The following is a 21,813-nucleotide window of genomic DNA, read 5'->3' as shown; positions in this document are numbered from 1 at the left end:
TTTTTTTTGATTTGTTGAACGTTAACTTTCATAGGAAAATTGATTTTTTATGGTCAACCTATGTCAGGGACGTACATAACTGATTAACTAATTAACCAATTAACTGTTAACCGATTAACTGATTAACTAATTAACTGTTAACCGATTAACTGATTAACCGATTAACCGATTAACTATTAGCTAATTAACTGTTAACCGATTAACCGATTAACTATTAACTAAACCTCGCAACCATCAGGACCGCAAGCTTTGGCATCCTGATCGCCTTTCATTTCAAATTTAGGTTGGCTTTCTTCAAATGCTTGAGTAAGTGCTTCAGCGAAGGTATCAATAGGTTGTGCGCCTGAAATGCCGTATTTGCGATCAATAACAAAGAAAGGTACACCTGAAATGCCCAGAGTCTGTGCTTCTTCAATATCATTTCTTACCTCTTGGGTTTGATCTTCACTTTGCAATAGCGCTAGAACTTCTTCCTTAGGCAATCCGATTTCCGTTGCCAATGTTGTTAGCACCTCTATATCACCAATATTTTTTCCTTCTGTAAAATGCGCGAAGAACAACACTTCTTTCATTTCGTTTCCTTTGCCGTGTTGCTGTGCGAAGTGAATCAAGCGGTGCGATCGAAATGTATTAACCGGAATAGCAATATCCTGTCTAAAATTGATTCCCACAGCAGATCCTGCTTGTTGTAGGTGATCCATCATCCCTTCGATTTGCTCTTTCGGCATGCCTTTGCGTTTCACTAAGTATTCCAATGTAGATTCAGATGCTCCCTCTACAGGTAAGGTAGGGTCTAATTGAAAACTTTTCCATTCTACTTCGATTTTATCTTTAAAAGGCAATTGTTCTACTGCATTTTCAAAGTGTTTCTTTCCAACATAACAGAAAGGACACATTACGTCTGACCATATTTCTACTTTCATTTCTCTACATTTTTAAAGTTATAACAAGGGGGAGATAAAGCTACACCCTATTAGTCAAATATACGATTTACAACGGACTTCAGCCTACTCTTTTAACAGATACAACGGGACTAATCACATCAATTCACCGAATGTAAAATGCTTAGCCTTGCATTGAATTATATTTAAGTTAACAAAATCAAGTAGATTTAACATTTTTTTAATATTTTTAACCCCACAAAAATAACCAGCATATGAAACACATGTACCTCTTTCTCCTGTTTATACTAACGACCATCGCTTCTCCTGGACAAATAAGAAAGCAAGTCTTTTTTATTGGGAATAGTTATACGTATACGGGAAATATTCCGAAATTGATTCAGCATATGGCACAATCCACGGGAGATATATTGGAATATGAAGAACATGTTCCAGGGGGATCTTCCTTTCAAGATCACGTGAACAACAGGGCAGTAACTGATAAAATCAACAGTAAAGCGTGGGATTATGTAGTATTACAAGAACAGAGTCTGCGTCCAGCCCTTGGAGAAAGCTATAGTGCTCCCTATGCTCGAGTATTAAATGAGCGCATAAGAAACGTTTCACCTTGTACGAAAACGTTATTCTACATGACTTGGGGGCGTGAAAATGGAGAAGCGAACTTTTGTAACCAAGGGATGGCCCATATGTGCACTTATAGTGCTATGGATGATAAAATCTATGAGACTTACAGGGCAATGGCTATAGATAATCAAGCAGAACTATCACCTGTAGGACGTGTTTGGCGAAAAATACGCGAACAATATCCGGCATATAGACTTTATAGCAATGACGAATCTCACCCGTCAATGTTGGGATCTATGGCGGCGGCTTATACTTTTTACACAGTGTTGTTTAAAAAAGATCCTACTTTACTTACCTACAATGCAGGTTTAACAGCTGAACAAGCGACCAACATCAAGCGCATTGTAAAGGAAGTAGTGTTTGATGATTTCTCAACGTGGTTTATAGGTGTACATTACAACAAATCAGGATTTGAATATGAGCTCATTGATTCGCCAAGTGTACAATTCAATAATACCACTCCTAATGTAGAGGAAATCAATTGGGATTTTGGCGATGGGACGACCTCTACCGAACTCCATCCACTCCACCGTTACGAACAATTGGGACAGTTTACTGTTACCTTAACAGTAACAAGCTGTAAAGAGATCTATACCGTACAAGATACCATTAGCATTGAAACGCTAAGCACTAGCGTTTTTGAAGATCAACACTTTGTTGTATACCCCAATCCAACTACTGAATCGCTTTTTGTACACTTGGATGACGATGCTACTTTTGTCATTTTTGATTTGACGGGAAAAAAACTAAATAGCCCTGTAACCCGCCAAAGTGGATTCTATCAACTAGAGGTGAAACACTTGGCAAAAGGGACTTATATTCTTCAAATAAAAACGACAAAAGGACAAGAAGACGTTAGATTTATTATAAAATAATTGACTTATTTAAGGAAGAAAAATAAATCATTCAATTATTTTACCTAGTTTTACAACTGTGTATAAATTAATTATTAATTCACCTTATACATTTTTTATACAGTTGTCTATTTATTACCCAACCATCAACTTTATAGAGTAAAGAAAAAGGAAGCTGATTAGCTTCCTTTTTATCTATTTTTATCCTTTATTTCACCCAAGTATCTTTTCCAGCTATAAGTCCAGAAATTAAGAGGGTAGCAGACATGATTAACAAGAAGATCAAAGAATAGATCCAGTCTTTTGAAAAATCAAAAAGGGCTCCAAAAATTGGAGGTCCACAAGCGGCGATCAAATAACCAAAAGACTGTGCCATACCTGATAATTCAGCTGATTGTACAGTACTTCGGGTGCGCAAGACGAACAACAACATCGACAAACTAAATGCTAATCCACTAGCCAATCCAATCATTACGCACCATACCACAATATATTCAGTACGAAAGATAATGATACCGCCAATTCCCACCATAAACAATACCCCCACAAGTAGAGACAATAGCTTTTGGTTGTTCATTTTACTGGCAATAATTGCTCCTAGAAACGTCATAGGTAATTGGGCAAATTGTACATAGGACAAAATCCATCCAGAGTCTTCCACGGACATACCCCATGTTTGCATTACTTTAGGTAACCAAGCGGCTAAACAGTAAAACAACAAGGATTGAACTCCCATAAATACGGTGACTGCCCAGGCTAATCCAGAGGTATACAAATTGACTTTAGGCTCATCGATGGCAAAATTTCCTTTAACGGGGTCCACTTGTTTCTTCTTCACTTGTGGAATCCAAACGACAATAGTCACTAAAGACAGTACAAGCCAAATTCCGATAGATCCCTTCCACCCCATGCTCGTATAGGTTCCTAAACTAATACTAAAACCTGCGGCTAATGCGGCTGTTAAATTCATAGCCACCGAATAGATTCCCATCATACTTCCCACTTTGTGTGGAAAATTGTTCTTGATAAAAGCAGGCATTAATACATTACCTACAGTAATAGCGGTCCCCACTAAAGCGGCTCCTAAAAATAGGGAAACAATATTGCCTAAAGGGCGAATAAACAAGCCTACACTCAGTAAGACCAACGAAATTAACAAGATCAATTCCATGCCATACTTGCGAGAAAATTTGGGAACCAATCCCGACAACAACGCAAAGGCCATCAAAGGAATAGTCGTAACCAAACCAGCGGTTGTATTTGACAAGGCCAGTGATTTGCTGATTTCTCCAATTACCGGACCAACCGAAGTAAGCGGTGCACGAAGGTTGGACGCTATAAAAATAACTCCCAAAAGCATCAGTATTTCTTTCGCTTTCGTAGTTTTCACTGCTCCAGTATTATTTGAATGATTCATCTTTTATTTTTTGAGTTTGTTTAAAACACAAAATTATATGGAATTAAATGATTAAATTCGCCATATATCATAACTAAAACGACAAGTATGTACGGACCAGAATTAGTGGATAAAGTCAAAAAAAACGGTTTTGTTTGGCATGCAGAAAACTGGAAACACAACAATGAGTTCCACCACCATCACAAAGCACAGTTGGTCTTTGTAGAATCGGGCTACCAATACTTGCATACGACGAATAATCAGTTTTTATTACCTCAGCATCACGCGGCTTGGATTCCGTCTAACCTTCCACATAAAACGACTGCTGCCTCAGAATCTGTTTCTCTGAGAACGCTGTATTTTAATACGGATGGCATGCCTTCGTTTTACGATGATTTATACTTATTTTCGGTTCCTGCTGTTTTGAGAGAGATGATCATGTACACGGAAAAATGGTCTTTGAATATGGAATATCGCCAAAGTGAACAGACTTTTTTACTGGCTATTTTAGAAGAATTGCCTTCGTTTATTCAAGAGTCTCTACCCTTGATTACTCCTGTTCCCAAATCGGCTAATTTGCTTGCGGTGACCGCGTTTATTCACCAAGCCTATGGAGCGCCCATTTCTATTGAAGATTTAGCTGCCAAAGGTTTTGTCAGTATGCGTACATTAGAGCGACAGTTTAAAAAAGAAACCGGCATTAGTCTAGCGAAGTACATTCAGATGGTGCGCATAATCAAATCGCTAGAGTTGCTCAGTGAAGGGCAATTAAACATTGGCGAGATTGCTTTTCGCGTGGGATACAGTAGTGCACAGTCCTACAGCAATGTATTCACTAAGTTATTGGGCAAACGCCCGAGTGAGTATTTTGAATCCCCAATCAAATAGAGACAAAAAAAGCCAACGCAATCGTTGGCTTTTATATTTACTAGTTTTCTACAGGTAAGAAATTATATTCTTTTGCATAGAATAACATTTGTTCTTCAAATGTTTTAGGTTGTTTAATTACGTAATCTGTAACCTCACCTTTGTCATTCGTAACAGGTACAATATAAGGGTTTACAAAACCTCTATATGGTGCTGCATCAAATTTTGCATTGCGTTCCAATACTTCTTTGTGAATCGCTTGATCAACTTTCACACCGTAAGTTTCTACTAATTGTTTGGCAGCATTGTAATCTCCTTCAGATTTAATGCGTTGTGTTTCTCTTAGCAAGTCACCGAATAAGGCGTGTAATTTTTCATAATCAGTAATGTTGAAGTAGGTTTTTCCATTGCGCACAACTTTTTCAATGACGTTGTCTTTTTTACCTTTCTCAAAAACCCAAGCACTTACCCATTGGCGGTTTCTCATATGTGCTTCTTCAATATCTGCTCCTGGTTCTAAGCGCACTAATTGCGTCATTAAACCATTTCGGATGTATCCGTCATAAGCAGCCATCCCCACAGCTTTCCAATCATCCACCAATCCTATTTCTTGTAATTTAGGGTTGTATAAATAGAATAAACCTACTAGATCCGCACGTCCTTCTTCTAGTGTTGAAGCATAGCTTTTTAATGTTTCTTTTGGTTGACCAATGCCTTGATTAATTTGACCTGAGGCATGTCCAATTACTTCGTGTAGAGCCGTATGTAATTTATCAGCTAACTCCCCATATTTTTCTTCTAATTTAATTTCTTCTTCATCATGGGCAAATTCTTTCAGTTTACCAGAACCGCCAGCGTGGTTATAAGAATCAATAATATTCCCTAAAGAGATTGACTTTGATCCGTGTTCAGCTCTAATCCAATCTGCATTAGGCAAATTCACACCAATTGGGGTCGAAGGCGAAGAATCTCCAGATTCTGAGGCAACAATTACCGTTTTATACGTAACACCTGTTACATTTTTCTTTTTGTGCTCTGGCATCAGTGGGGAATTATCTTCAAACCATTGCGCTTCTTTAGAAAGAACTTCCATCTTTTTAGACATATCGAAGTCTTTGATTTGCACCACGCTTTCATAGGAACCTTTATGTCCTAATGGGTCGTTGTACACTTCAATAAATCCATTGTTGTAATCAATATTACCTTCGGTAGCTTCTACCCATGCCACATTGTAATCATCCCAAGTTTTTAAGTCACCTGTTTTATAATATTGGATTAACAATTGTAACGCATCGGCTTGTTTTTGATTTTCAGCAACAGTTACTGCTTTCTCTAACCAGAAGATAATTTTGTCAATAGCAGATCCGTACATCCCACCGCTTTTCCAAACTTTCTCTACTAATTTTCCATTTTCTTTTACCACTTTAGAGTTTAACCCTGTTGAAAGTGGACGCAAAGGGTCTGGACTTTTCATGCTATTGTAAAAAGCTTCTACCTCAGCTTCAGAAATTCCTTCCCCATAAAAGTTTACAGCAGAGCCTTCTACCAAGCCTTTCGCTAGATCTAGGTTTACTTTTTTATTGTCTACATCATTGAACAAAATATCCACAACGCTAGCATCTAGTGTTGTTTTCGTATCAGCTAACAAAGTTTCGAAATACGCCTTAGCAAAAGCAGGTTTAATTTTGTCATTGGAATAATGGTGGTGAATTCCATTAGAGAACCACACGCGTTTTACATACACGACGAAATTTTTCCAATCATCAGTGTCTTTATCCCCCGCATAATTGACATAGATGTTCTCTAATGCTTGACGGATTTTAAGGTTGTGTTTGTAGTTTTGATCCCAAATAATATCGCGTCCTGCGTATCCTGCTTGACTCAAATAGTACACCAATTCTTTTTCTTTGAGCGTCAAATCTTCCCAACCAGGAATTTGATATCTCAACACCTCAATATCAGCAAATTGATCAACACTAAATTCAAAATTCTCTATTGTTTCCGCTGTTTTTTCAGCTTCATTTTCTTTGTTTTTTCCACATGATAATGCCATTGCCGAAGCCAATACAATACATGCCATTGTGTTTAATTTCATAAGTAATACTTTATTCGTCTTGTAACAAATATATAAAATATGGCATGAACCGCCACCTTTTCTTTGATTGAAAAAAATAAATTCTATTTTTTTTGTTCTATTTCTTTAAATAATCATCAGTAAAATGCGTATCTGCATTTGGATTATTAAATTTTTCTTGGTTGTAATCAAGGGATTTATTTCGGGGAATTGACAAGGACTGCCAAGCTTGATTTTTGATCAATTTGCCGATGTAAACAATTTGCCCAATGTGATAGGGATAATGGGCTAATTGGCGGTATAAAGCTTCGCCTACGGTGTGGTCTTGATTTCGAATTTTGACAACGGTGTCGATATTCTCCGAGGTAATCGAATCTAGTGTTTCAAATAGGATGGCCCATCCTTTTTCCCAATTTGTAATCAATTCATGTCGATCGTAAACGCCAATGGCAAATTCTTGGTCGCGATTTCTCCACTGTTTTTCTCCGTCTTCGGTAAAGAAATGGGTGAAACGCGAAGCTAAATTTCCCGAGAGGTGACGCATTAACATGGCAATAGAATTACTTTCTTCATTGTATTGCCAATTCAACTCTTCTTGTGAAAGAAGCAGTATGGTTTTATCTGCTAGCATGCGGTAGTATTCAAACTGTTTGCGAATGCCTTGTACTTCTTGTATTGTCATCGTTATCTATTGTTTTCCTCTAATTTAATTCATTTTACAAAAAAATAAAACACTCTAGTACAAAAAACAAAGAATATAGGACTCTTCCCTTCACACAATTGTTTCTCTTCTAAAATCCATTAATTATTCTATTTTTTTTAGTCAAAAAATTATTTTTTTGGCATAGTAATTGTATTTCCATTAGAAACTTTTTTTCATACTACTTTTGCCCTATACGCCCCCCAAATTACGTATAGGGCATTTTTATGATCCATGGTGCTTATATCTACGCCACATTTTTTCTTTAAAAAAGTGCATTTTAAACGAGTGTTCGCTACAAATGTTTTTTCTTTGTGACAAATCAAATACAACCATCCCATGATACTACAAATGGAACGAACTTATTTTAGAGCACTCACCACGCAAGATGAAGCGGCTTTATTAGAAATTTATTCAGACAAAGAGGCGATGCAATACAGAGCGAGTCTTCCTTTTGAAACCTTAGCTGACGTCAGAGCCTTTCTCGATCAAGTAGAACGCGAACAGACTACTGGAAAAAAATATCGCTTTGCCTATGTACACCTGGAGACCAATGAACTGATGGGCACTGGCGTTTATACTTTCCTCGATGATGAATCAGTAGAGATTGGGTTTTCTATAGGCAGATCTTTTTGGAAAGGGGGCTATGGAACAGAAGGAACTAGGGGGCTCATCGAACTCATTAAACAGCGCGAACCGCAAATTAAACGCATTATTGGCATTGCAAAAACAGCCAATGAAAAATCCGTTCGCATGATGGAACGCATGAATTTTACTTTTATTAAGCAAGAAGCAGACAAAAGTTATTTCGAATATTTATTGTGAGGTTTGTAAACTATTAACCGTAGACTGTTAACGGTAAACAAACTTGTCCAGTCCGATTTAATCCAATAAATTTGCGGCAATTGATTTCAGCTATGTCTTTATTTACCCGTTCCGCACACCCTATATACAACCTTCAGTTTATGTTGGTTTGTTTGAGTTCTTTGTTATTTTCTGCTAGTTTTAACATGCTAATCCCCGAATTACCTGATTACCTATCGAGTTTAGGCGGAGCGGAATACAAAGGATTAATCATTGGGTTATTCACTATTACGGCAGGTATTTCAAGGCCTTTTAGCGGTAAATTAACGGATAAGATAGGTCGTGTTCCCATCATGGCAATTGGTTCTATTGTCTGTTTTATTTGCAGTTTACTCTACCCTATTTTAACGACAGTTTCGGGTTTCTTGTTTTTGCGTCTGTTACACGGATTTTCAACGGGTTTTAAACCCACTGCTACAGCGGCATACGTTGCGGATATTGTTCCCAAAGAACGCTGGGGAGAAGCCCTGGGGCTACACGGAATTTGCTTTAGCACAGGTATGGCTATTGGTCCTGCTATTGGAAGTACCATAAAGATATATACCTCGATTAACTTCTTATTCTACACCTCGGCTCTGTTTGCCTTGCTCTCGATTTTGATCTTGTTGAATATGAAGGAAACCCTAGAGAAAAAAGAAAAGTTTTCTTTCTCTCTCTTTAAAATTTCACGCAAAGACATCTTTGACCTCAAGGTATTCCCTGCAGCTTTTGTTACGTTTTTATCTTATATCGCCTATGGGGTAATCTTGACACTTATTCCCGATTGGACGGGGCATCTAGGTTTAGAAAATAAAGGAATCTTCTTTATGATCTTTACTGTTTCCTCTTTGTTGGTTCGCTTCTTTGCAGGCAAAGTATCAGATCGCTATGGCCGTGTATTAATTATTATTATTGGCTTAGTACTTTTGTTTGTATCCCTAGTGATTATTGCCTTCTTCCAAACGGTCAATGGCTTGTACTTAGGGGCATTCGTCTATGGTATTTCCCTAGGTGTTTTGTCTCCCGCCCTCAATGCGTGGACCATCGACTTTAGTTCACCAGATCAGCGTGGAAAAGCAATTTCTACCATGTATATTGCCTTAGAAGCAGGAATTGGAGGGGGTGCCTTTGCTGCAGGTTGGTACTACAAAGATCACATCGATCACATTCCGACGATTATGTACATCAGTTCGGCTATTATTGTATTGAGTTTGTTTTATATGCTGTCCAAGCAATTTAAGAGGTAAAACATACCTTTTTTTGGGGTGACAAAGGGATGTACAAAGGATAAACTGCCTAAGCTTTACAGAAAATACTTTGCTGGGGTAATCCCTGTATGATTTTTAAAAAACTCTATAAAGGCACTATCAGAAGAAAATGCTAGTTGATCACTTACTTCTGAAATCGACGTGTTTTCTGCCAGGAGTTCAATAGCTCGGTATAAGCGCCATTGCTGACGCCAAGCTTGATACGACATCTTGGTTTCTCGCTTAAAAATGCGGGAGATCGTCTTTTCACTTGCCCCTACATCTTGGGCGAGCTCATGTAGAAAGGGAGGTACCCTCTTTTCTAACATAAAAGCGTCCATCACAGCTTGTAGCCTGTAATCTGTAGGAATTTCCAACACATAGGATTCTCTTTGGGCTTGGTGGAATTCATCCCAAAATACCGCTAAAATATTTTGTTGAGAAGCTGTATAGGTGCCTTGCCATTCCCACCAACAAATTCGCTCAATAACTTCAGCGAATAAAGGTGAAACGAGACGAACTTCTAACCCCAAATCCGTCACATCGATTTGGCGAATATCTAAATAAATTGATCGGTAGGCCACTACATTGCGAAAGGTAACACGGTGTTCTAATCCAGCGGGGATAAACATCAGTTTTTGTGGGGGCAGGATTACTTGCTGCTTGTGTGTAAGCAAGGTCATACATCCACTAGGAGCATATAATAGTTGCGCGTGTAAAGCATGGCTGTGAAAACCCGAATCGTGCTGTACTAAATCAGAAGCTAAACCAATCACCTCTTGATTAATCTCTTCTAAGTTCAGCACCTGTTCCTTGTTCAAATATGCCATTTGTCCTGCTTTTGATATTTTTTGTTTTTATACTGTTATAAAGATAAGCCTAATTCGTTAGACTTTTGCATGAGAAATAAAATAAACAATGAAAACAAAATTACAACTGGGTTTTATGGTGGTATTAATGATGTTTCCGCAATTTGTAGAAACCATTTACAGTCCAGCATTACCGAGTATTACACAACACTTTCAAGTAAGTGAAACTCAAGCATTACTCACCATTAGCACCTATTTTATTGCCTTTGCATTTGGGGTGATTTGTTGGGGCATTTTGAGTGACTACATCGGCAGGCGAAAAGCGATGATTTGTGGGCTAACGACCTATATGCTTGCATCTATGCTTGCTTTACTTGCACCGAGCTTTGAAGTTGTATTAATCGCACGAATTATAGCTGCATTTGGAATTGCAGTTGGTTCGGTAATTACACAAACTATGATGCGTGATGTTTATACGGGAGCCGAACTAAGCAAGGTGTTCTCCATTATGGGAATTGCGTTGTCGATCAGTCCTGTATTGGGTTTATTACTAGGCGGTGTAACTGTTTCGACTTTTGAGCACTACGGTGTTTTTTTCCTTCTTGCTGCACTGGCGTTGATTGTAGTGATTAAAGCGTATTATCACTTACCTGAGACCAAGCAAACCCAAGAGAAGATCAGTCGAAGTGCGCTTTTTGGCCTAGCTAAAAAGATGTATACCGACCGCAGTATTTGGCGCTTTGCCCTCTTAGTTATGAGCTATAATGTGCTGTTGTTTAGCTACTATTCCTTTGCGCCTTTTATCTTTGAATCCAATGGGTATGATGCGTCTGTTTACGGATATAGTGGTGTGGTATTAGCCCTAGGATCTTTTGCGGGAAGCTACTTCAACAAAATATGCCTTAGCAAAGGGATATTGGGTAATACCTTAATTCTAGGCGCTTCAATTTTGGCGCTCGCTAGTGCAATGGCAACGGCTATAGTATTGGATTCGATGTGGTTCTTAGTCCCTGTTTTGCTCATTGTTGCGGCTTTTGGAATTGCTATTCCCAACATACTGAGTCAGGCGTTGGTGCACTACAAAACGGCTATTGGTTCTGCGGGTGCCCTATTTGGATTACTGTACTATTTACTGATTGGTTTGGGTTTATATGTCAGCAGTTTACTCCCTCATTTTGGATGGGTATTGCTCCTATTCGCTGGGGTGGGTTTTCTACTAGCCATAGGTTTGCCAAGAAAAAAATAATTATTCTCGCTCAGTTAACGCCAAACGGGTTACAATGGGGAAGTGATCGGAATTTCTAAAATCACTGTGGGTTTTAAAGGATTTTACCTGAATACTTGGATCGACAAAAACGTAGTCAATACGCATCGGATAGTACGGAAAATCGTAGCTCTTTCCAAAGCCACTTCCCGCTTCGATAAAGGCATCCTTGAGGTCACCTTTAATATTGTTATACACATAGGAAAAGGCGCTATTATTCATATCACCGCAAATCACTTTGCGGTGGTTGGCGTCTTTCATATGCGATTGAATTAATTCCGATTGCATTTGTTGTTCAGTAAACGCATTGGATATGCGCCTAAAGATGCGCTTGGACTTCTCCTCGTCTATTTTTTCGTGAATATCAGGACTAATACTGATCGACTGTAAATGGATGCTATACACGCGAATGGTATCCGAATTAATAAATAGATCGGCAAAAATCACATTGTTATTTGAGTTGGGTAAATTGATCTCTCCTTTATCGATTATGCGATATTTGGAGTAAATAGCTTGTCCTGTTTTAATTTTCTCCCCGTGAGAAACAACGTATTTATAGGGAAATTGCTTAAAGTCCAAAGCTGCTCCTTTGGAATATTCTTGCAAGCACAAAATATCGGGATCTTGTAAATCGATGAATTCTTTTATCTTTTGAGGAACAAGTTCGTCAGGAATCCACTTAAACAAATTAAACAAACGAACATTATAGGTCATTAATACAATATCACTTTGCTCTGTAGGTTCATTTTTACCCGTAATCTTATAGAATTTGGTAATAAACGTAAAGCCGAGCACTAAGATTAAAGCAGATAAAATCATTTGTCGTTTCACCTGAATGACCCAATAGAGCAGGAAAACAAAATTAATCAAGATCAACGAGGGAAGTATCAAGGTAAAAACAGAGAGAAATGGAAATAATTTTGGCGCTAAAAAAGGCAATAAATACCCCATCAATGTCCCTATAGCAACAAGGACATTTAAGGTAAATACCACTTTATTAAAACCAGATAATTTCTTCATGTTTTACTCATTTCCCTGACGAAAAAGAAATTCTTTTTCCTCTTTATTTAAGCTTTCATAGCCTGACTTACTAATCTTGTCCAAAATGGCATCAATTTTCTTTTGGGTCGTTTCTTCTCTACTAACGTTTTTATCCCCCTTTTTATTAACATAAACCTGCTTAAATGTAGATTTATTTTTTGCTGTTCGCTTTTTGCGTTTGGCAAGATCGATCCCATTTTTCAATAAGACCGTGTAGCCAACGCCTACCAAAGCACCACCTAGATGAGCAATATGCCCGCCAACATTGGTCGAAGATAGTTGAAACAAATCAATGACAATGATAAACGCAGCAATATAAATCATTTTTATTCTTCCGATTAAGGCAAGTCGTACTTCCATTTGAGGGGCAAAACTAGCTAAAGCGATAAGAGGCGCCATCACAGCGGCAGAAGCTCCTACTAAGCCATATCCCATGGAGAAAAAGAAAGAACACAAGTAATACAACATACTTCCTCCCAAAGCGCCCAGAAAATAAACAAACAAAAATTGTCTTGAGGTGAAGAAGGTAAAAAAAAGATTACTCACAAAGAATAACATAATCATATTCAGCAGTAGATGCCAGATGTTAGCATGTACGAAAGAATAGGAGATAAACGTCCAAAAGCGAGTCAAGGATGCGGCCCCGTCTGCGACAAACGCAACATAGGGGAAGATGCTGTGATAAACCGAAGACAAGACAGCTGAAAGTCCAAAGAGCAAAACAAATACAAGGACATTACTGAAAATCAACACTTGTACCCTATCGCTAATTTTATCACTAAGGTTTAGCTTTCTCTTTAAATCATCGAGTATTTTCATGTTACAAATCCCAGCGGTTTTGTTTGAATTGATTTTTTTTCCAATAGCGCACGAGTAAGAATCCAGTTAAGGCACCTCCTACGTGTGCAAAGTGTGCAATTCCTGTTCCACCACCAAAAATACTGAAACCACCTGTTAAACCACCGATTAAGTCAATCGCTAGAATTCCAGGAACAAAGTATTTCGCTTTGATGGGTACGGGAATAAACATCATCATCAATTCTGCATTCGGGAACATATAAGCAAATGCGACCAAGAAGCCATAGACCGCACCAGAAGCTCCTACTACAGGGGCGTTAAAGGCTGAAATCATGGCACTTAAATCAGTAGATCCCAAAACAGTTTCCCATTGAGTGTTGTACATACCGCTGCGCAATAAATTGTAAATTTCCGATTCTGTATAGCCTGCCGCCACTAATTGACTGACACCGTGTGAAACCGAATAATAGTTCACCCCCATATGTAACAATGCGGCTCCGAATCCTGAAATTAGGAATAAAAGGTATAATCGCTTGGTTCCAAACAGCATTTCTAAGGTAGTTCCAAAAGAGAACAACGCAAACATATTGAAGAAAATATGCATGATTCCTCCATGCATAAACATATAGGTTAGCGGTTGCCACACTTGAAATTTTGCGTTGTCAAAATAGTACATCGCTAAATAGTCGTAGGTTGCAGGTACAAACTGGCTTCCTATAAAAAATAGGACGTTTATAATCAATAACTGTTTTACTCCTTCTGATAGTCTCATTACAGTATAAATTTTCGTTCAATATCTTCTACTTTCATCGTGATAAAAGTAGGTTTCATAAATGGAGAGATATTGGGTTCTTTACAACCAAATAAAGAATTTACAATATCCTCTTGTTCTGTTTCGTTTAGTATTATGCCCGATTTTACGGCTAAACTTTGCGCTAAGGTTTTGGCTATGCGCTCTGTTTGTATGTAATTGGTTTCGGGAATTCCTTCTTGAAAGCTCATAATTAAATCGTCTAGGACAATTTGCGCTTCGCTTTCTGCTACATTCACTGGTAATCCAGATAAAATTACGTGATCCTCGCCCATATTTTCAAAATCAAATCCCATTTGTTTTAACGAAGTTCGAATTTCTTTTAATAAAACAACTTCATAGGGTGCATAGTATAAAGTTAAGGGAAAAAGCAATTGCTGAGAAACAGCATTGGATTTAGTTATATTGCCAATGAATTTTTCATACAAGATGCGCTGATGAGCCCTTCCTTGGTTAATGATTACCATGCCTGACTTAATTGGACTAACGATATACTTTCGCTGAATCTGAAACGTACGCGAGGCTAGAGTCGTCTCAGTATGCTCGTCAAACAAGCTTCCTGTTACTTCTTCTTCTTCAAAGGCAAGTCCACTGATATCGAGCGCACTTCCTTCGCCTTTTAATCCTTCGAAAACCTCTTGCCAAGCCCCTACTTCAGTTGCCGCTGACTTCTTGATTTCTGTTTTGTTGGACTTACTTGCAAAAAACACCGCTTCATCGGCTTTTCTTCCTTCTTTTTTAAATGAAGAGAAGTCAATTGTTGATGTGGTGGTGGTCAGCTTACTTTCAAAAACGTCTTCGTCTTCCTCTTGAGGTTGCTCTTGAGGTTGTGCTGTACGCAAGAATGAACTTTCTTCAAAGGGATTAAAGCCTTGCTCAACAAAGTCTGAATGTTGATTTCCCCCTAAACTAGTTGGGGTTTGGGTAAAAGGGTTATATACTTCTTCCGTTGGGTTCAATCCTTCATTGCTAAAGGGATTATAATGTGTATCAATTTCGATCAATGGCGTTTCCGCTTCTTTGTCTTTAAATTCATAGGGCACATCCAACCCTTCATCCCGATGGAAATCGAGTACAGGCGCTACGTTAAACTGGCCTAAACTGTGTTTGATAGCCGATCGCAAAATACTGTATAACGCTTGTTCATCATCAAATTTAATCTCCGTCTTGGTGGGATGTATGTTGATATCGATGGAATTAGTCGGTACGGTTAGGTAAATAAAATACGTTGGATGAGTCCCCTCTTTAAGTAGGCCCTCATAAGCCGCCAAAACGGAATGGTGTAAATATCCGCTGCGGATATAGCGATCATTAACAAAAAAGAATTGTTCACCTCTGCTCTTTTTGGCAAATTCAGGTTTTCCAATAAATCCTCGAATAGTAACAATTTCTGTTATTTCTTCAATAGGCACCAATTTCTCATTGGTTTTTACCCCAAATACATTGACGATGCGCTGACGCAAATTGGAATTAGGTAAATTGAATACCTCACTGCCGTTGTGAATGAGTGTAAAACTAATAGCGGGATGCACTAAAGTAATGCGTTCAAATTCATCGACGATATTTCTAAATTCGACATTGTCCGATTTTAAGAAATTTCGACGCGCAGGAATATTAAAAAAGAGATTTTTTACGGAGAACACCGTTCCTGGAGGAGTTACAGTCACTTCTTGTGAAATCACCTTCGATCCTTCAATAATCAGGTGTGTACCCAATTCGCTGTGGTGTTGACAGGTTTTCAGGTCCACATGAGCAATAGCGGCAATAGACGCTAGAGCTTCTCCTCTAAACCCTTTGGTATGTAAGGCAAATAAATCTTCTGCTTTAGATATTTTAGACGTGGCGTGGCGTTCAAAAGCCATTCGCGCGTCTGTTTCATTCATTCCTTTGCCATTATCGATTACTTGAATCAAGGTTTTTCCAGCATCTTTCAGGACCAATTTGATCTCAGTTGCCCCTGCATCCACAGCATTTTCCACCAGCTCTTTTACAACAGAAGCAGGGCGTTGAACCACTTCTCCTGCGGCAATTTGATTGGCTACGTGATCTGGTAATAATCGAATGATATTAGACATTTAAAAAATGAAGGTTTTTTTGATTAAAACTTTTGACTCTATTCTTACAAATTTAAAGAAATAAATAGGGGAATTGCTTCCTTAACTATTTTTTCACTTTTTGAATGAGTATGATAAAAAAAAGCCTGCTTTTACACAGGCTTATTCTTGTTTTTTATAAACGATTTAAAGCAATCATTTTCAAGGCAGTGACCGCGGCCTCTACGCCTTTATTTCCCATATCGCCCCCACTTCTAGCGAGAGATTGTTCGATTGTATTATCTGTAAGTACACAGAAAATAACGGGAATATCTGCTATTAAATTTAAGTCTTTAATTCCGTGTGTAACGCCTTCACAAACAAATTCAAAGTGCATGGTTTCTCCTTTAATCACGCAGCCGATAACAATCACGGCATCCAAATCTTCGAAGCGCTCTATCATTCGCTTTGCGCCGAAAATCAACTCAAAGCTTCCTGGAACATCCCAACGAATCAATCCGTCTTGGGGTAAACCGCAATCTAAAAATGTTTTTTTCGCCCCTTCAAACAAGCCTTCAGTAATCGTGTCATTCCAATTGGATACCACAATTCCGACTTTCATATCCGATGCGGAAGGTAATGTAGTTTTATCGTATGCCGATAAATTTTTATTTGCTGTTGCCATATTATTGAGCAAGACCGATTAAAGACTCTACCAACGTTGCTTCCATTGCTGTTGAGTAGTTGTTCTTAACCTCATTAAACAATTTCAAAGCATCTGCTTTTTTACCGTCTTCTAACGCAGCTATTCCTGCTTTGTATAAAAATCTTGGTGTAGTGAAATCGTTTTTGTTGTGGGCTGCTGCTTTTTGGTAGTACTCAAAAGCATCCGCATGTTGTCCTAATTCAGAGAAAGCATCTCCAATAGCACCCAATGCAGAAGCACCGATGATCGCCTCAGAGCTAACCACTTTATATTGTTCTAATTGCTCAATTGCTTTTTTGAACTCCCCTTGGTTTAGGTAAGTTGTTCCTGCATAGTAGTGTGCTAAATTAGCTGATGCAGTTCCTTTGTAGTTTTCTATGATTCCCAAAAATCCTAATTTCCCTTCTCCACCGTTTAAGGCTAAGTTCAATAGGTTTTGTTTTTCTGTTTCGTTAGCGAATGCGTCATTGTAATACGATTGTGCCTGGAACATCTCATTTGCTGCTTCGTCATTTTTAGGCTCAACCACAAACTTATTATATCCAACATAACCAATAGTAACTAAAGCAATAGCTCCAACAATACCAAAAATTGCTTTTTGATTTCTCGCTACCCAACCTTCCATTCTATTTGCTCCTTGATCTAAGGAATTAAATACCTCTGCCGTAGTACTGTTAGAAGTATCAACTGAACTATACTGATCAAATTCGTTATCTACCGTTTCGCCTTCCGGTTTAGGAGCTTTATAACCTCTTTTATTATAAGTTGCCATGTATAAAAAGTTTAATGAAAGGCAAAAATATGATTTTTATTGTAATATAAAAGTGCTTACTATTAATATTTTTGATAATTTGCAACCAAATTAAACAATACTATCACTCACTCGTTAAAAATACCTATATTCCCGTGTATTTAAAAAAAATAGATCTTCTAAATTTTAAAAATATTGAAGATAAATCTTTTGAATTTAATGCTAAAATCAACTGTTTTATTGGATTAAATGGCGTTGGTAAGACAAATATTTTAGATTCGATCTACTATATTGCTTATGGGCGTAGTTATTTTAATCCCATTGCAGTTCAAAATATCAAACATGGCGCCGATTTCTTCGTCATTGATGGGATGTTTGAAAAGAACGGACAAAGTGAGCATATTTTGTGTAGCTTGAAAAAAGGACAGAAAAAAATCCTCAAGCGAAACAACAAAAACTACGAGCGCTTTTCGGATCACTTTGGCTTTATTCCCTTGGTGATTATTTCTCCATCTGACAGCGATTTGATTATCGAAGGAAGTGAAACAAGACGCAAGTTTTTAGATAGTGTTATTTCCCAAATGAACAGCAATTATTTGCAATTGCTCATCCAACATCAAAAATTAATTACCCAGCGCAACGCCTTGTTAAAGAGTTTTGTATCGAACAACTACTTTGATCGCGATACGCTTGGGATTTACAATGAACAAATTGAGGCGATTGCACAACCGATTTACGAAATTCGTCGCGACTTTCTGCAAGCGTTTATTCCTGTTTTTAACCAGTATCACCAATTGATCACAGGCAATAAAGACGATGTAAACCTGGTGTATGAATCCCAACTGGAACATCACAGTATGCGTGAGCTATTTGATCAAAATCTTCAAAGAGATCGCGCCTTACAATATACCTCAGTGGGCATTCACAAAGATGACCTTGTCTTTTTACTCAAGGATAGTCCAATTAAGAAATTTGGTTCACAAGGCCAGCAAAAATCGTTTTTAATCGCCTTAAAGCTAGCCCAATTTGAGTTTTTAAAGAAACAACACGGCATCGCGCCAATCTTGTTATTTGACGATATTTTCGACAAATTAGATGAACTTCGCGTTCGCCAAATATTAGAACTAGTAAATCTGGATACTTTTGGGCAAATGTTTATAACCGATACCCACTTGGATCGAACGGAATCCCTTTTAAATTCAATTAACCAAGACTTTAAAATCTTTACTGTAGAATAACACAAACGGAGTACAATTACAATACGCTATGATTCAAGAAAATATTTCGCTAAAACCCTATAATACGTTTGGCATTGATGTGCTGGCAAAACGCTTTACCCAAATCAATTCTATTGAAGCCCTCAAACAACTGATACAATCGACGCCCAATCAGGAGTATTTTGTTTTGAGTGGTGGTAGCAATATGCTGTTAACCCAAGACATCGAAGCTTTAGTAATCAAACTCAATCTCAAGGGAATTACAATCGTCGAAGAGAAGGAGGATTTTGTTGTAGTAGAGGCATGTGCAAGTGAGGTTTGGCACGATTTTGTACAATGGACCCTAGCTAGGGATTTTGGAGGATTAGAAAATCTTTCCCTCATACCAGGACACGTAGGGACGACACCCATTCAAAATATTGGCGCTTATGGCGTTGAAATCAAAGACAACATGGTTAGCTGTAAAGCACTGAATATAAAAACCTTAGAAATAGAAGAATTCACTAATGCCGCTTGTCAATTCGACTACAGAGAGAGTATCTTTAAAAAAGAGGCAAAAGATCAATACATCATCATTGCTGCAACCTATAAACTCACAAAGAAGAATCATTTGCTACGCACCAATTACGGGGCTATAGCAAAGGAATTAGAACTGATGGGGGTTACAACACCAACTATTCAGGACATCAGCCATGCCGTTATTGGCATTCGCAGCAGTAAATTGCCGAATCCTGCTGAATTGGGAAATAGTGGAAGTTTCTTTAAAAACCCTATTATTAGCAATGAGCTGTTTGAACGCTTACAGGCCAAATACCCTACGATGCCTTCCTATCCGGTAAACGAAGCCTTCACCAAGGTTCCTGCAGGTTGGCTAATTGAGACAATTGGCTATAAAGGTTATCGCATTGGCGATGCTGGCGTACACAGCAAGCAAGCCCTTGTACTTGTCAACTACGGCAAAGCCCAAGGCATTGAACTTAAAAAACTTGCCGAAACCATTCAGAATGAAGTATTTAACATTTTTAATATTCATTTAGAAGCTGAAGTGAATATCTTTTAGATGTATTGCACAAAAAAGCGATTATTGGTACCTTTGCTCCTCGTTAAAATTGTATATCTCCTATGCTAACCATCTTATTTTACATACTGATAGGTATTCTTTTATTCCATGCGTTATATTTTGTTGTACTATACAGCAATATCGCCTTTAATGGAGCACTAAAAAGCAGGCCTACACAACAAGACCTTCCCGTTTCTGTTGTGGTGTACATTAAGGACAATGAGGCTGAATTACCCCAGTTTCTCGACTGTTTACTTGCTCAGGAGTATGCTACCTTCGAAATTGTCTTAGTCAACAATGCCTCCGAAGATGAGAGTTTAGAACTCTTAGAGCAATTTGTCGCTCAACATCGCTTTGCCAAGTTAGTCAACGTAGAGAATAACGAAGCCTTTTGGGGGAATAAAAAATATGCATTGACCTTGGGAATCAAAATGACTTCCTTTGAAAACTTACTTTTTACAGAACCTACTGTTCTTCCCAACTCACCGCATTGGATCGCGAGTATGACTTCGCTTTTCACCACCAAAAAACAAGTGGTGATTGCGCATACAACCCTTGTTAAAAAGAAAAAAAGCTTGAGTAATAAATACGCGAGATTCCAGTACTTTTTAAAATCCCTCCACAACTTTGTGTGGGTCGAAGTAGGAAAACCCTTGTACGGGAATAGCTATAACCAAGCCTATAAAAAAAGTTTGTTTTTCAAGGTAAATGGATTTATCAAAGAAATGAAAATTTCTCAAGGAGAGGAACAAGAATTCATCAGACAAATTGCCACAAAATCCAATACAGCAATTACTATTGTACCTGAAAGTATGAATACCTTGGCAGAGAAAAGCTCTTGGCGCAATGCTTTTAAAATTCAAAAAAAATCCGATTTACTACTAAAGAGAACCTCTATTTTCAATCAGTTAAAACTGCGTTTTTACCACTTTAGCCTTTTGGTTTTCTATGTTTTATTAGCCTTTCTTTTACTACATCTCTACCAATGGGAAATACTAGTGGGTATCTTTGTGATTCGACATTTAATCACTACCTTCTACTTTGCAAAATTGTTGAAGAATTTCAATGAGAAAGATTTGGTTTGGGTATTTCCATTTTTTGAAATAATCCACATACTATCTGGCCATTATTTTGCGTTTAAACACTTTATCACTCGTAAGAAAATTTGAAAACAAGCGCAACACATCAAAGTATAGCAGCGGCAAAACAAGGAGATCAATCTGCATTCACCTCCTTGTTAAATCAATATTGGTCTGAAGTGTATCATTTCATTCTAAAACAATCTGCCAATGAAACCGACGCAGAAGATATCACGATTGAAACCTTTTCTAAGGCTTTTAGTAGCATTGAATCTTATGACGATTCCTTCGCTTTTAATACGTGGTTACTGACCATTGCCAGAAACACCCATATCGACCTAATCCGAAAAAGAAAAAATGTACATTTTGTAGACATTAGCGATGAAAATCAACAGTACAACAATATTATAGACGATTCTGACACCATTGAAGATGAATTAATTCGAGAGCAAAATTTAGAGATTTTCAAGAATTACATCCGCCTTCTTAAACCCCATTATCAAGAGGTTATTGAATTGAGATTCTTTCAAGAACTGTCGTATAATGAAATTGCGCAAATACTAAACGAACCACTGAACAACGTCAAAATTAAAATTATGCGAGCAAAAAAATTACTCGCAGAAATTATTTTGAAGTCAATCGATCAGAATTTCACAATCTAAATTCCCCTAAGCGATTTTTCCACATCTCGAGTAACAGAGAGACAAGATTGCCTCCTATTTTTTCTTTGACCTAAC

At 37.9% G+C, this 21,813-nt stretch carries 20 protein-coding genes; 9 read left to right on the top strand and 11 right to left on the bottom strand.

Features of this window, described 5'->3' with window-relative positions:
• Positions 1-218: 218 nt before the first annotated feature.
• A complete protein-coding gene (locus HX062_RS10995) occupies positions 219-923 on the bottom strand; it encodes a DsbA family oxidoreductase (protein WP_286467424.1) in 705 nt (234 codons plus the stop codon).
• 233 nt (positions 924-1,156) lie between these two features.
• Here HX062_RS10995 and HX062_RS10990 point away from each other — a divergent pair, with 233 nt between their 5' ends.
• Entirely contained in the window at positions 1,157-2,401 is a 1,245-nt protein-coding gene (locus HX062_RS10990; protein WP_286467423.1) for a T9SS type A sorting domain-containing protein, read from the top strand.
• Positions 2,402-2,588: 187 nt separating this feature from the next.
• On the opposite strand, the gene HX062_RS10985 is transcribed toward HX062_RS10990, so the two are convergent.
• The gene (locus HX062_RS10985; protein ID WP_286467422.1) at positions 2,589-3,797 is read right to left on the bottom strand and encodes a CynX/NimT family MFS transporter; all 1,209 of its coding nucleotides are present in this window, start codon (positions 3,795-3,797) and stop codon (positions 2,589-2,591) included.
• Between the two features lie 87 nt (positions 3,798-3,884).
• Here HX062_RS10985 and HX062_RS10980 point away from each other — a divergent pair, with 87 nt between their 5' ends.
• Positions 3,885-4,664, top strand: a complete 780-nt coding sequence (locus HX062_RS10980) for an AraC family transcriptional regulator (RefSeq protein WP_286467421.1) — start codon at positions 3,885-3,887, stop codon at positions 4,662-4,664.
• Positions 4,665-4,704: 40 nt separating this feature from the next.
• On the opposite strand, the gene HX062_RS10975 is transcribed toward HX062_RS10980, so the two are convergent.
• Together HX062_RS10975 and HX062_RS10970 are read right to left on the bottom strand one after the other, a co-directional pair.
• Positions 4,705-6,738, bottom strand: a complete 2,034-nt coding sequence (locus tag HX062_RS10975; protein WP_286467420.1) for a dipeptidyl-peptidase 3 family protein — start codon at positions 6,736-6,738, stop codon at positions 4,705-4,707.
• Positions 6,739-6,835: 97 nt separating this feature from the next.
• Positions 6,836-7,399, bottom strand: a complete 564-nt coding sequence (locus HX062_RS10970; protein ID WP_286467419.1) for a DUF1572 family protein — start codon at positions 7,397-7,399, stop codon at positions 6,836-6,838.
• A 357-nt stretch (positions 7,400-7,756) separates the two neighbouring features.
• Here HX062_RS10970 and HX062_RS10965 point away from each other — a divergent pair, with 357 nt between their 5' ends.
• Entirely contained in the window at positions 7,757-8,242 is a 486-nt protein-coding gene (locus tag HX062_RS10965) for a GNAT family N-acetyltransferase (protein WP_286467418.1), read from the top strand.
• A gap of 92 nt (positions 8,243-8,334) precedes the next feature.
• Positions 8,335-9,507 (top strand): MFS transporter, encoded by a 1,173-nt coding sequence (locus tag HX062_RS10960; protein WP_182625767.1) that lies wholly within the window; start codon positions 8,335-8,337, stop codon positions 9,505-9,507.
• Positions 9,508-9,563: 56 nt separating this feature from the next.
• Here the strand turns inward: HX062_RS10960 and HX062_RS10955 are convergent, their stop codons facing one another.
• Positions 9,564-10,337: an AraC family transcriptional regulator gene (locus HX062_RS10955; protein WP_182625766.1), complete on the bottom strand. Its 774-nt coding sequence runs from the start codon at positions 10,335-10,337 to the stop codon at positions 9,564-9,566.
• A gap of 88 nt (positions 10,338-10,425) precedes the next feature.
• Between HX062_RS10955 and HX062_RS10950 the strand changes: the two genes are divergently transcribed.
• The gene (locus HX062_RS10950; protein ID WP_182625765.1) at positions 10,426-11,562 is read left to right on the top strand and encodes a multidrug effflux MFS transporter; all 1,137 of its coding nucleotides are present in this window, start codon (positions 10,426-10,428) and stop codon (positions 11,560-11,562) included.
• Here the strand turns inward: HX062_RS10950 and HX062_RS10945 are convergent, their stop codons facing one another.
• The 6 genes from HX062_RS10945 to HX062_RS10920 all read right to left on the bottom strand — a co-directional run bounded on the left by HX062_RS10945 (position 11,563) and on the right by HX062_RS10920 (position 17,741).
• Positions 11,563-12,600: an endonuclease/exonuclease/phosphatase family protein gene (locus HX062_RS10945; RefSeq protein ID WP_182625764.1), complete on the bottom strand. Its 1,038-nt coding sequence runs from the start codon at positions 12,598-12,600 to the stop codon at positions 11,563-11,565.
• A 3-nt stretch (positions 12,601-12,603) separates the two neighbouring features.
• Positions 12,604-13,440 carry a rhomboid family protein gene (locus tag HX062_RS10940; RefSeq protein WP_182625763.1) on the bottom strand — a complete coding sequence of 279 codons (837 nt, stop codon included), beginning with the start codon at positions 13,438-13,440 and terminating at the stop codon, positions 12,604-12,606.
• 1 nt (position 13,441) lies between these two features.
• Positions 13,442-14,191, bottom strand: a complete 750-nt coding sequence (locus HX062_RS10935) for a rhomboid family intramembrane serine protease (protein ID WP_182625762.1) — start codon at positions 14,189-14,191, stop codon at positions 13,442-13,444.
• Positions 14,191-16,305 carry a DNA mismatch repair endonuclease MutL gene (gene mutL / locus HX062_RS10930; protein ID WP_182625761.1) on the bottom strand — a complete coding sequence of 705 codons (2,115 nt, stop codon included), beginning with the start codon at positions 16,303-16,305 and terminating at the stop codon, positions 14,191-14,193. The genes HX062_RS10935 and mutL overlap by 1 nt, the downstream gene beginning before the upstream one ends.
• Positions 16,306-16,459: 154 nt before the next feature.
• A complete protein-coding gene (gene ribH, locus HX062_RS10925) occupies positions 16,460-16,948 on the bottom strand; it encodes a 6,7-dimethyl-8-ribityllumazine synthase (RefSeq protein WP_286467415.1) in 489 nt (162 codons plus the stop codon).
• Between the two features lies 1 nt (position 16,949).
• Positions 16,950-17,741, bottom strand: coding sequence for a tetratricopeptide repeat protein (locus HX062_RS10920; RefSeq protein ID WP_182625759.1), 792 nt, complete (start codon positions 17,739-17,741; stop codon positions 16,950-16,952).
• Between the two features lie 134 nt (positions 17,742-17,875).
• Here HX062_RS10920 and recF point away from each other — a divergent pair, with 134 nt between their 5' ends.
• The 4 genes from recF (at position 17,876) to HX062_RS10900 (ending at position 21,738) form a co-directional block, all read left to right on the top strand.
• Positions 17,876-18,958 carry a DNA replication/repair protein RecF gene (gene recF, locus HX062_RS10915; RefSeq protein ID WP_182625805.1) on the top strand — a complete coding sequence of 361 codons (1,083 nt, stop codon included), beginning with the start codon at positions 17,876-17,878 and terminating at the stop codon, positions 18,956-18,958.
• 28 nt (positions 18,959-18,986) lie between these two features.
• Positions 18,987-19,997 carry a UDP-N-acetylmuramate dehydrogenase gene (gene murB / locus HX062_RS10910; protein WP_286467414.1) on the top strand — a complete coding sequence of 337 codons (1,011 nt, stop codon included), beginning with the start codon at positions 18,987-18,989 and terminating at the stop codon, positions 19,995-19,997.
• Between the two features lie 62 nt (positions 19,998-20,059).
• Entirely contained in the window at positions 20,060-21,166 is a 1,107-nt protein-coding gene (locus HX062_RS10905; protein ID WP_286467412.1) for a glycosyltransferase, read from the top strand.
• Positions 21,163-21,738, top strand: a complete 576-nt coding sequence (locus HX062_RS10900; protein ID WP_182625756.1) for an RNA polymerase sigma factor — start codon at positions 21,163-21,165, stop codon at positions 21,736-21,738. Before HX062_RS10905 ends, HX062_RS10900 begins: the two co-directional genes overlap by 4 nt.
• Positions 21,739-21,813: the final 75 nt, after the last annotated feature.

Source organism: Myroides sp. DF42-4-2, from assembly GCF_030326445.1.
Taxonomy (GTDB): Bacteria; Bacteroidota; Bacteroidia; order Flavobacteriales; family Flavobacteriaceae; genus Flavobacterium.
This window is presented reverse-complemented; position numbering and strand designations above follow the sequence as displayed.

Excerpts from the sequence above, each read along its gene's own strand:
- HX062_RS10995 (WP_286467424.1), bottom strand. The coding sequence starts at position 923 with ATGAAAGTAGAAATATGGTCAGACGTAATGTGTCCTTTCTGTTATGTT.
- HX062_RS10990 (WP_286467423.1), top strand. The coding sequence starts at position 1,157 with ATGAAACACATGTACCTCTTTCTCCTGTTTATACTAACGACCATCGCT.
- HX062_RS10985 (WP_286467422.1), bottom strand. The coding sequence starts at position 3,797 with ATGAATCATTCAAATAATACTGGAGCAGTGAAAACTACGAAAGCGAAA.
- HX062_RS10980 (WP_286467421.1), top strand. The coding sequence starts at position 3,885 with ATGTACGGACCAGAATTAGTGGATAAAGTCAAAAAAAACGGTTTTGTT.
- HX062_RS10975 (WP_286467420.1), bottom strand. The coding sequence starts at position 6,738 with ATGAAATTAAACACAATGGCATGTATTGTATTGGCTTCGGCAATGGCA.
- HX062_RS10970 (WP_286467419.1), bottom strand. The coding sequence starts at position 7,399 with ATGACAATACAAGAAGTACAAGGCATTCGCAAACAGTTTGAATACTAC.
- HX062_RS10965 (WP_286467418.1), top strand. The coding sequence starts at position 7,757 with ATGATACTACAAATGGAACGAACTTATTTTAGAGCACTCACCACGCAA.
- HX062_RS10960 (WP_182625767.1), top strand. The coding sequence starts at position 8,335 with ATGTCTTTATTTACCCGTTCCGCACACCCTATATACAACCTTCAGTTT.
- HX062_RS10955 (WP_182625766.1), bottom strand. The coding sequence starts at position 10,337 with ATGGCATATTTGAACAAGGAACAGGTGCTGAACTTAGAAGAGATTAAT.
- HX062_RS10950 (WP_182625765.1), top strand. The coding sequence starts at position 10,426 with ATGAAAACAAAATTACAACTGGGTTTTATGGTGGTATTAATGATGTTT.
- HX062_RS10945 (WP_182625764.1), bottom strand. The coding sequence starts at position 12,600 with ATGAAGAAATTATCTGGTTTTAATAAAGTGGTATTTACCTTAAATGTC.
- HX062_RS10940 (WP_182625763.1), bottom strand. The coding sequence starts at position 13,440 with ATGAAAATACTCGATGATTTAAAGAGAAAGCTAAACCTTAGTGATAAA.
- HX062_RS10935 (WP_182625762.1), bottom strand. The coding sequence starts at position 14,191 with ATGAGACTATCAGAAGGAGTAAAACAGTTATTGATTATAAACGTCCTA.
- mutL (WP_182625761.1), bottom strand. The coding sequence starts at position 16,305 with ATGTCTAATATCATTCGATTATTACCAGATCACGTAGCCAATCAAATT.
- ribH (WP_286467415.1), bottom strand. The coding sequence starts at position 16,948 with ATGGCAACAGCAAATAAAAATTTATCGGCATACGATAAAACTACATTA.
- HX062_RS10920 (WP_182625759.1), bottom strand. The coding sequence starts at position 17,741 with ATGGCAACTTATAATAAAAGAGGTTATAAAGCTCCTAAACCGGAAGGC.
- murB (WP_286467414.1), top strand. The coding sequence starts at position 18,987 with ATGATTCAAGAAAATATTTCGCTAAAACCCTATAATACGTTTGGCATT.
- HX062_RS10905 (WP_286467412.1), top strand. The coding sequence starts at position 20,060 with ATGCTAACCATCTTATTTTACATACTGATAGGTATTCTTTTATTCCAT.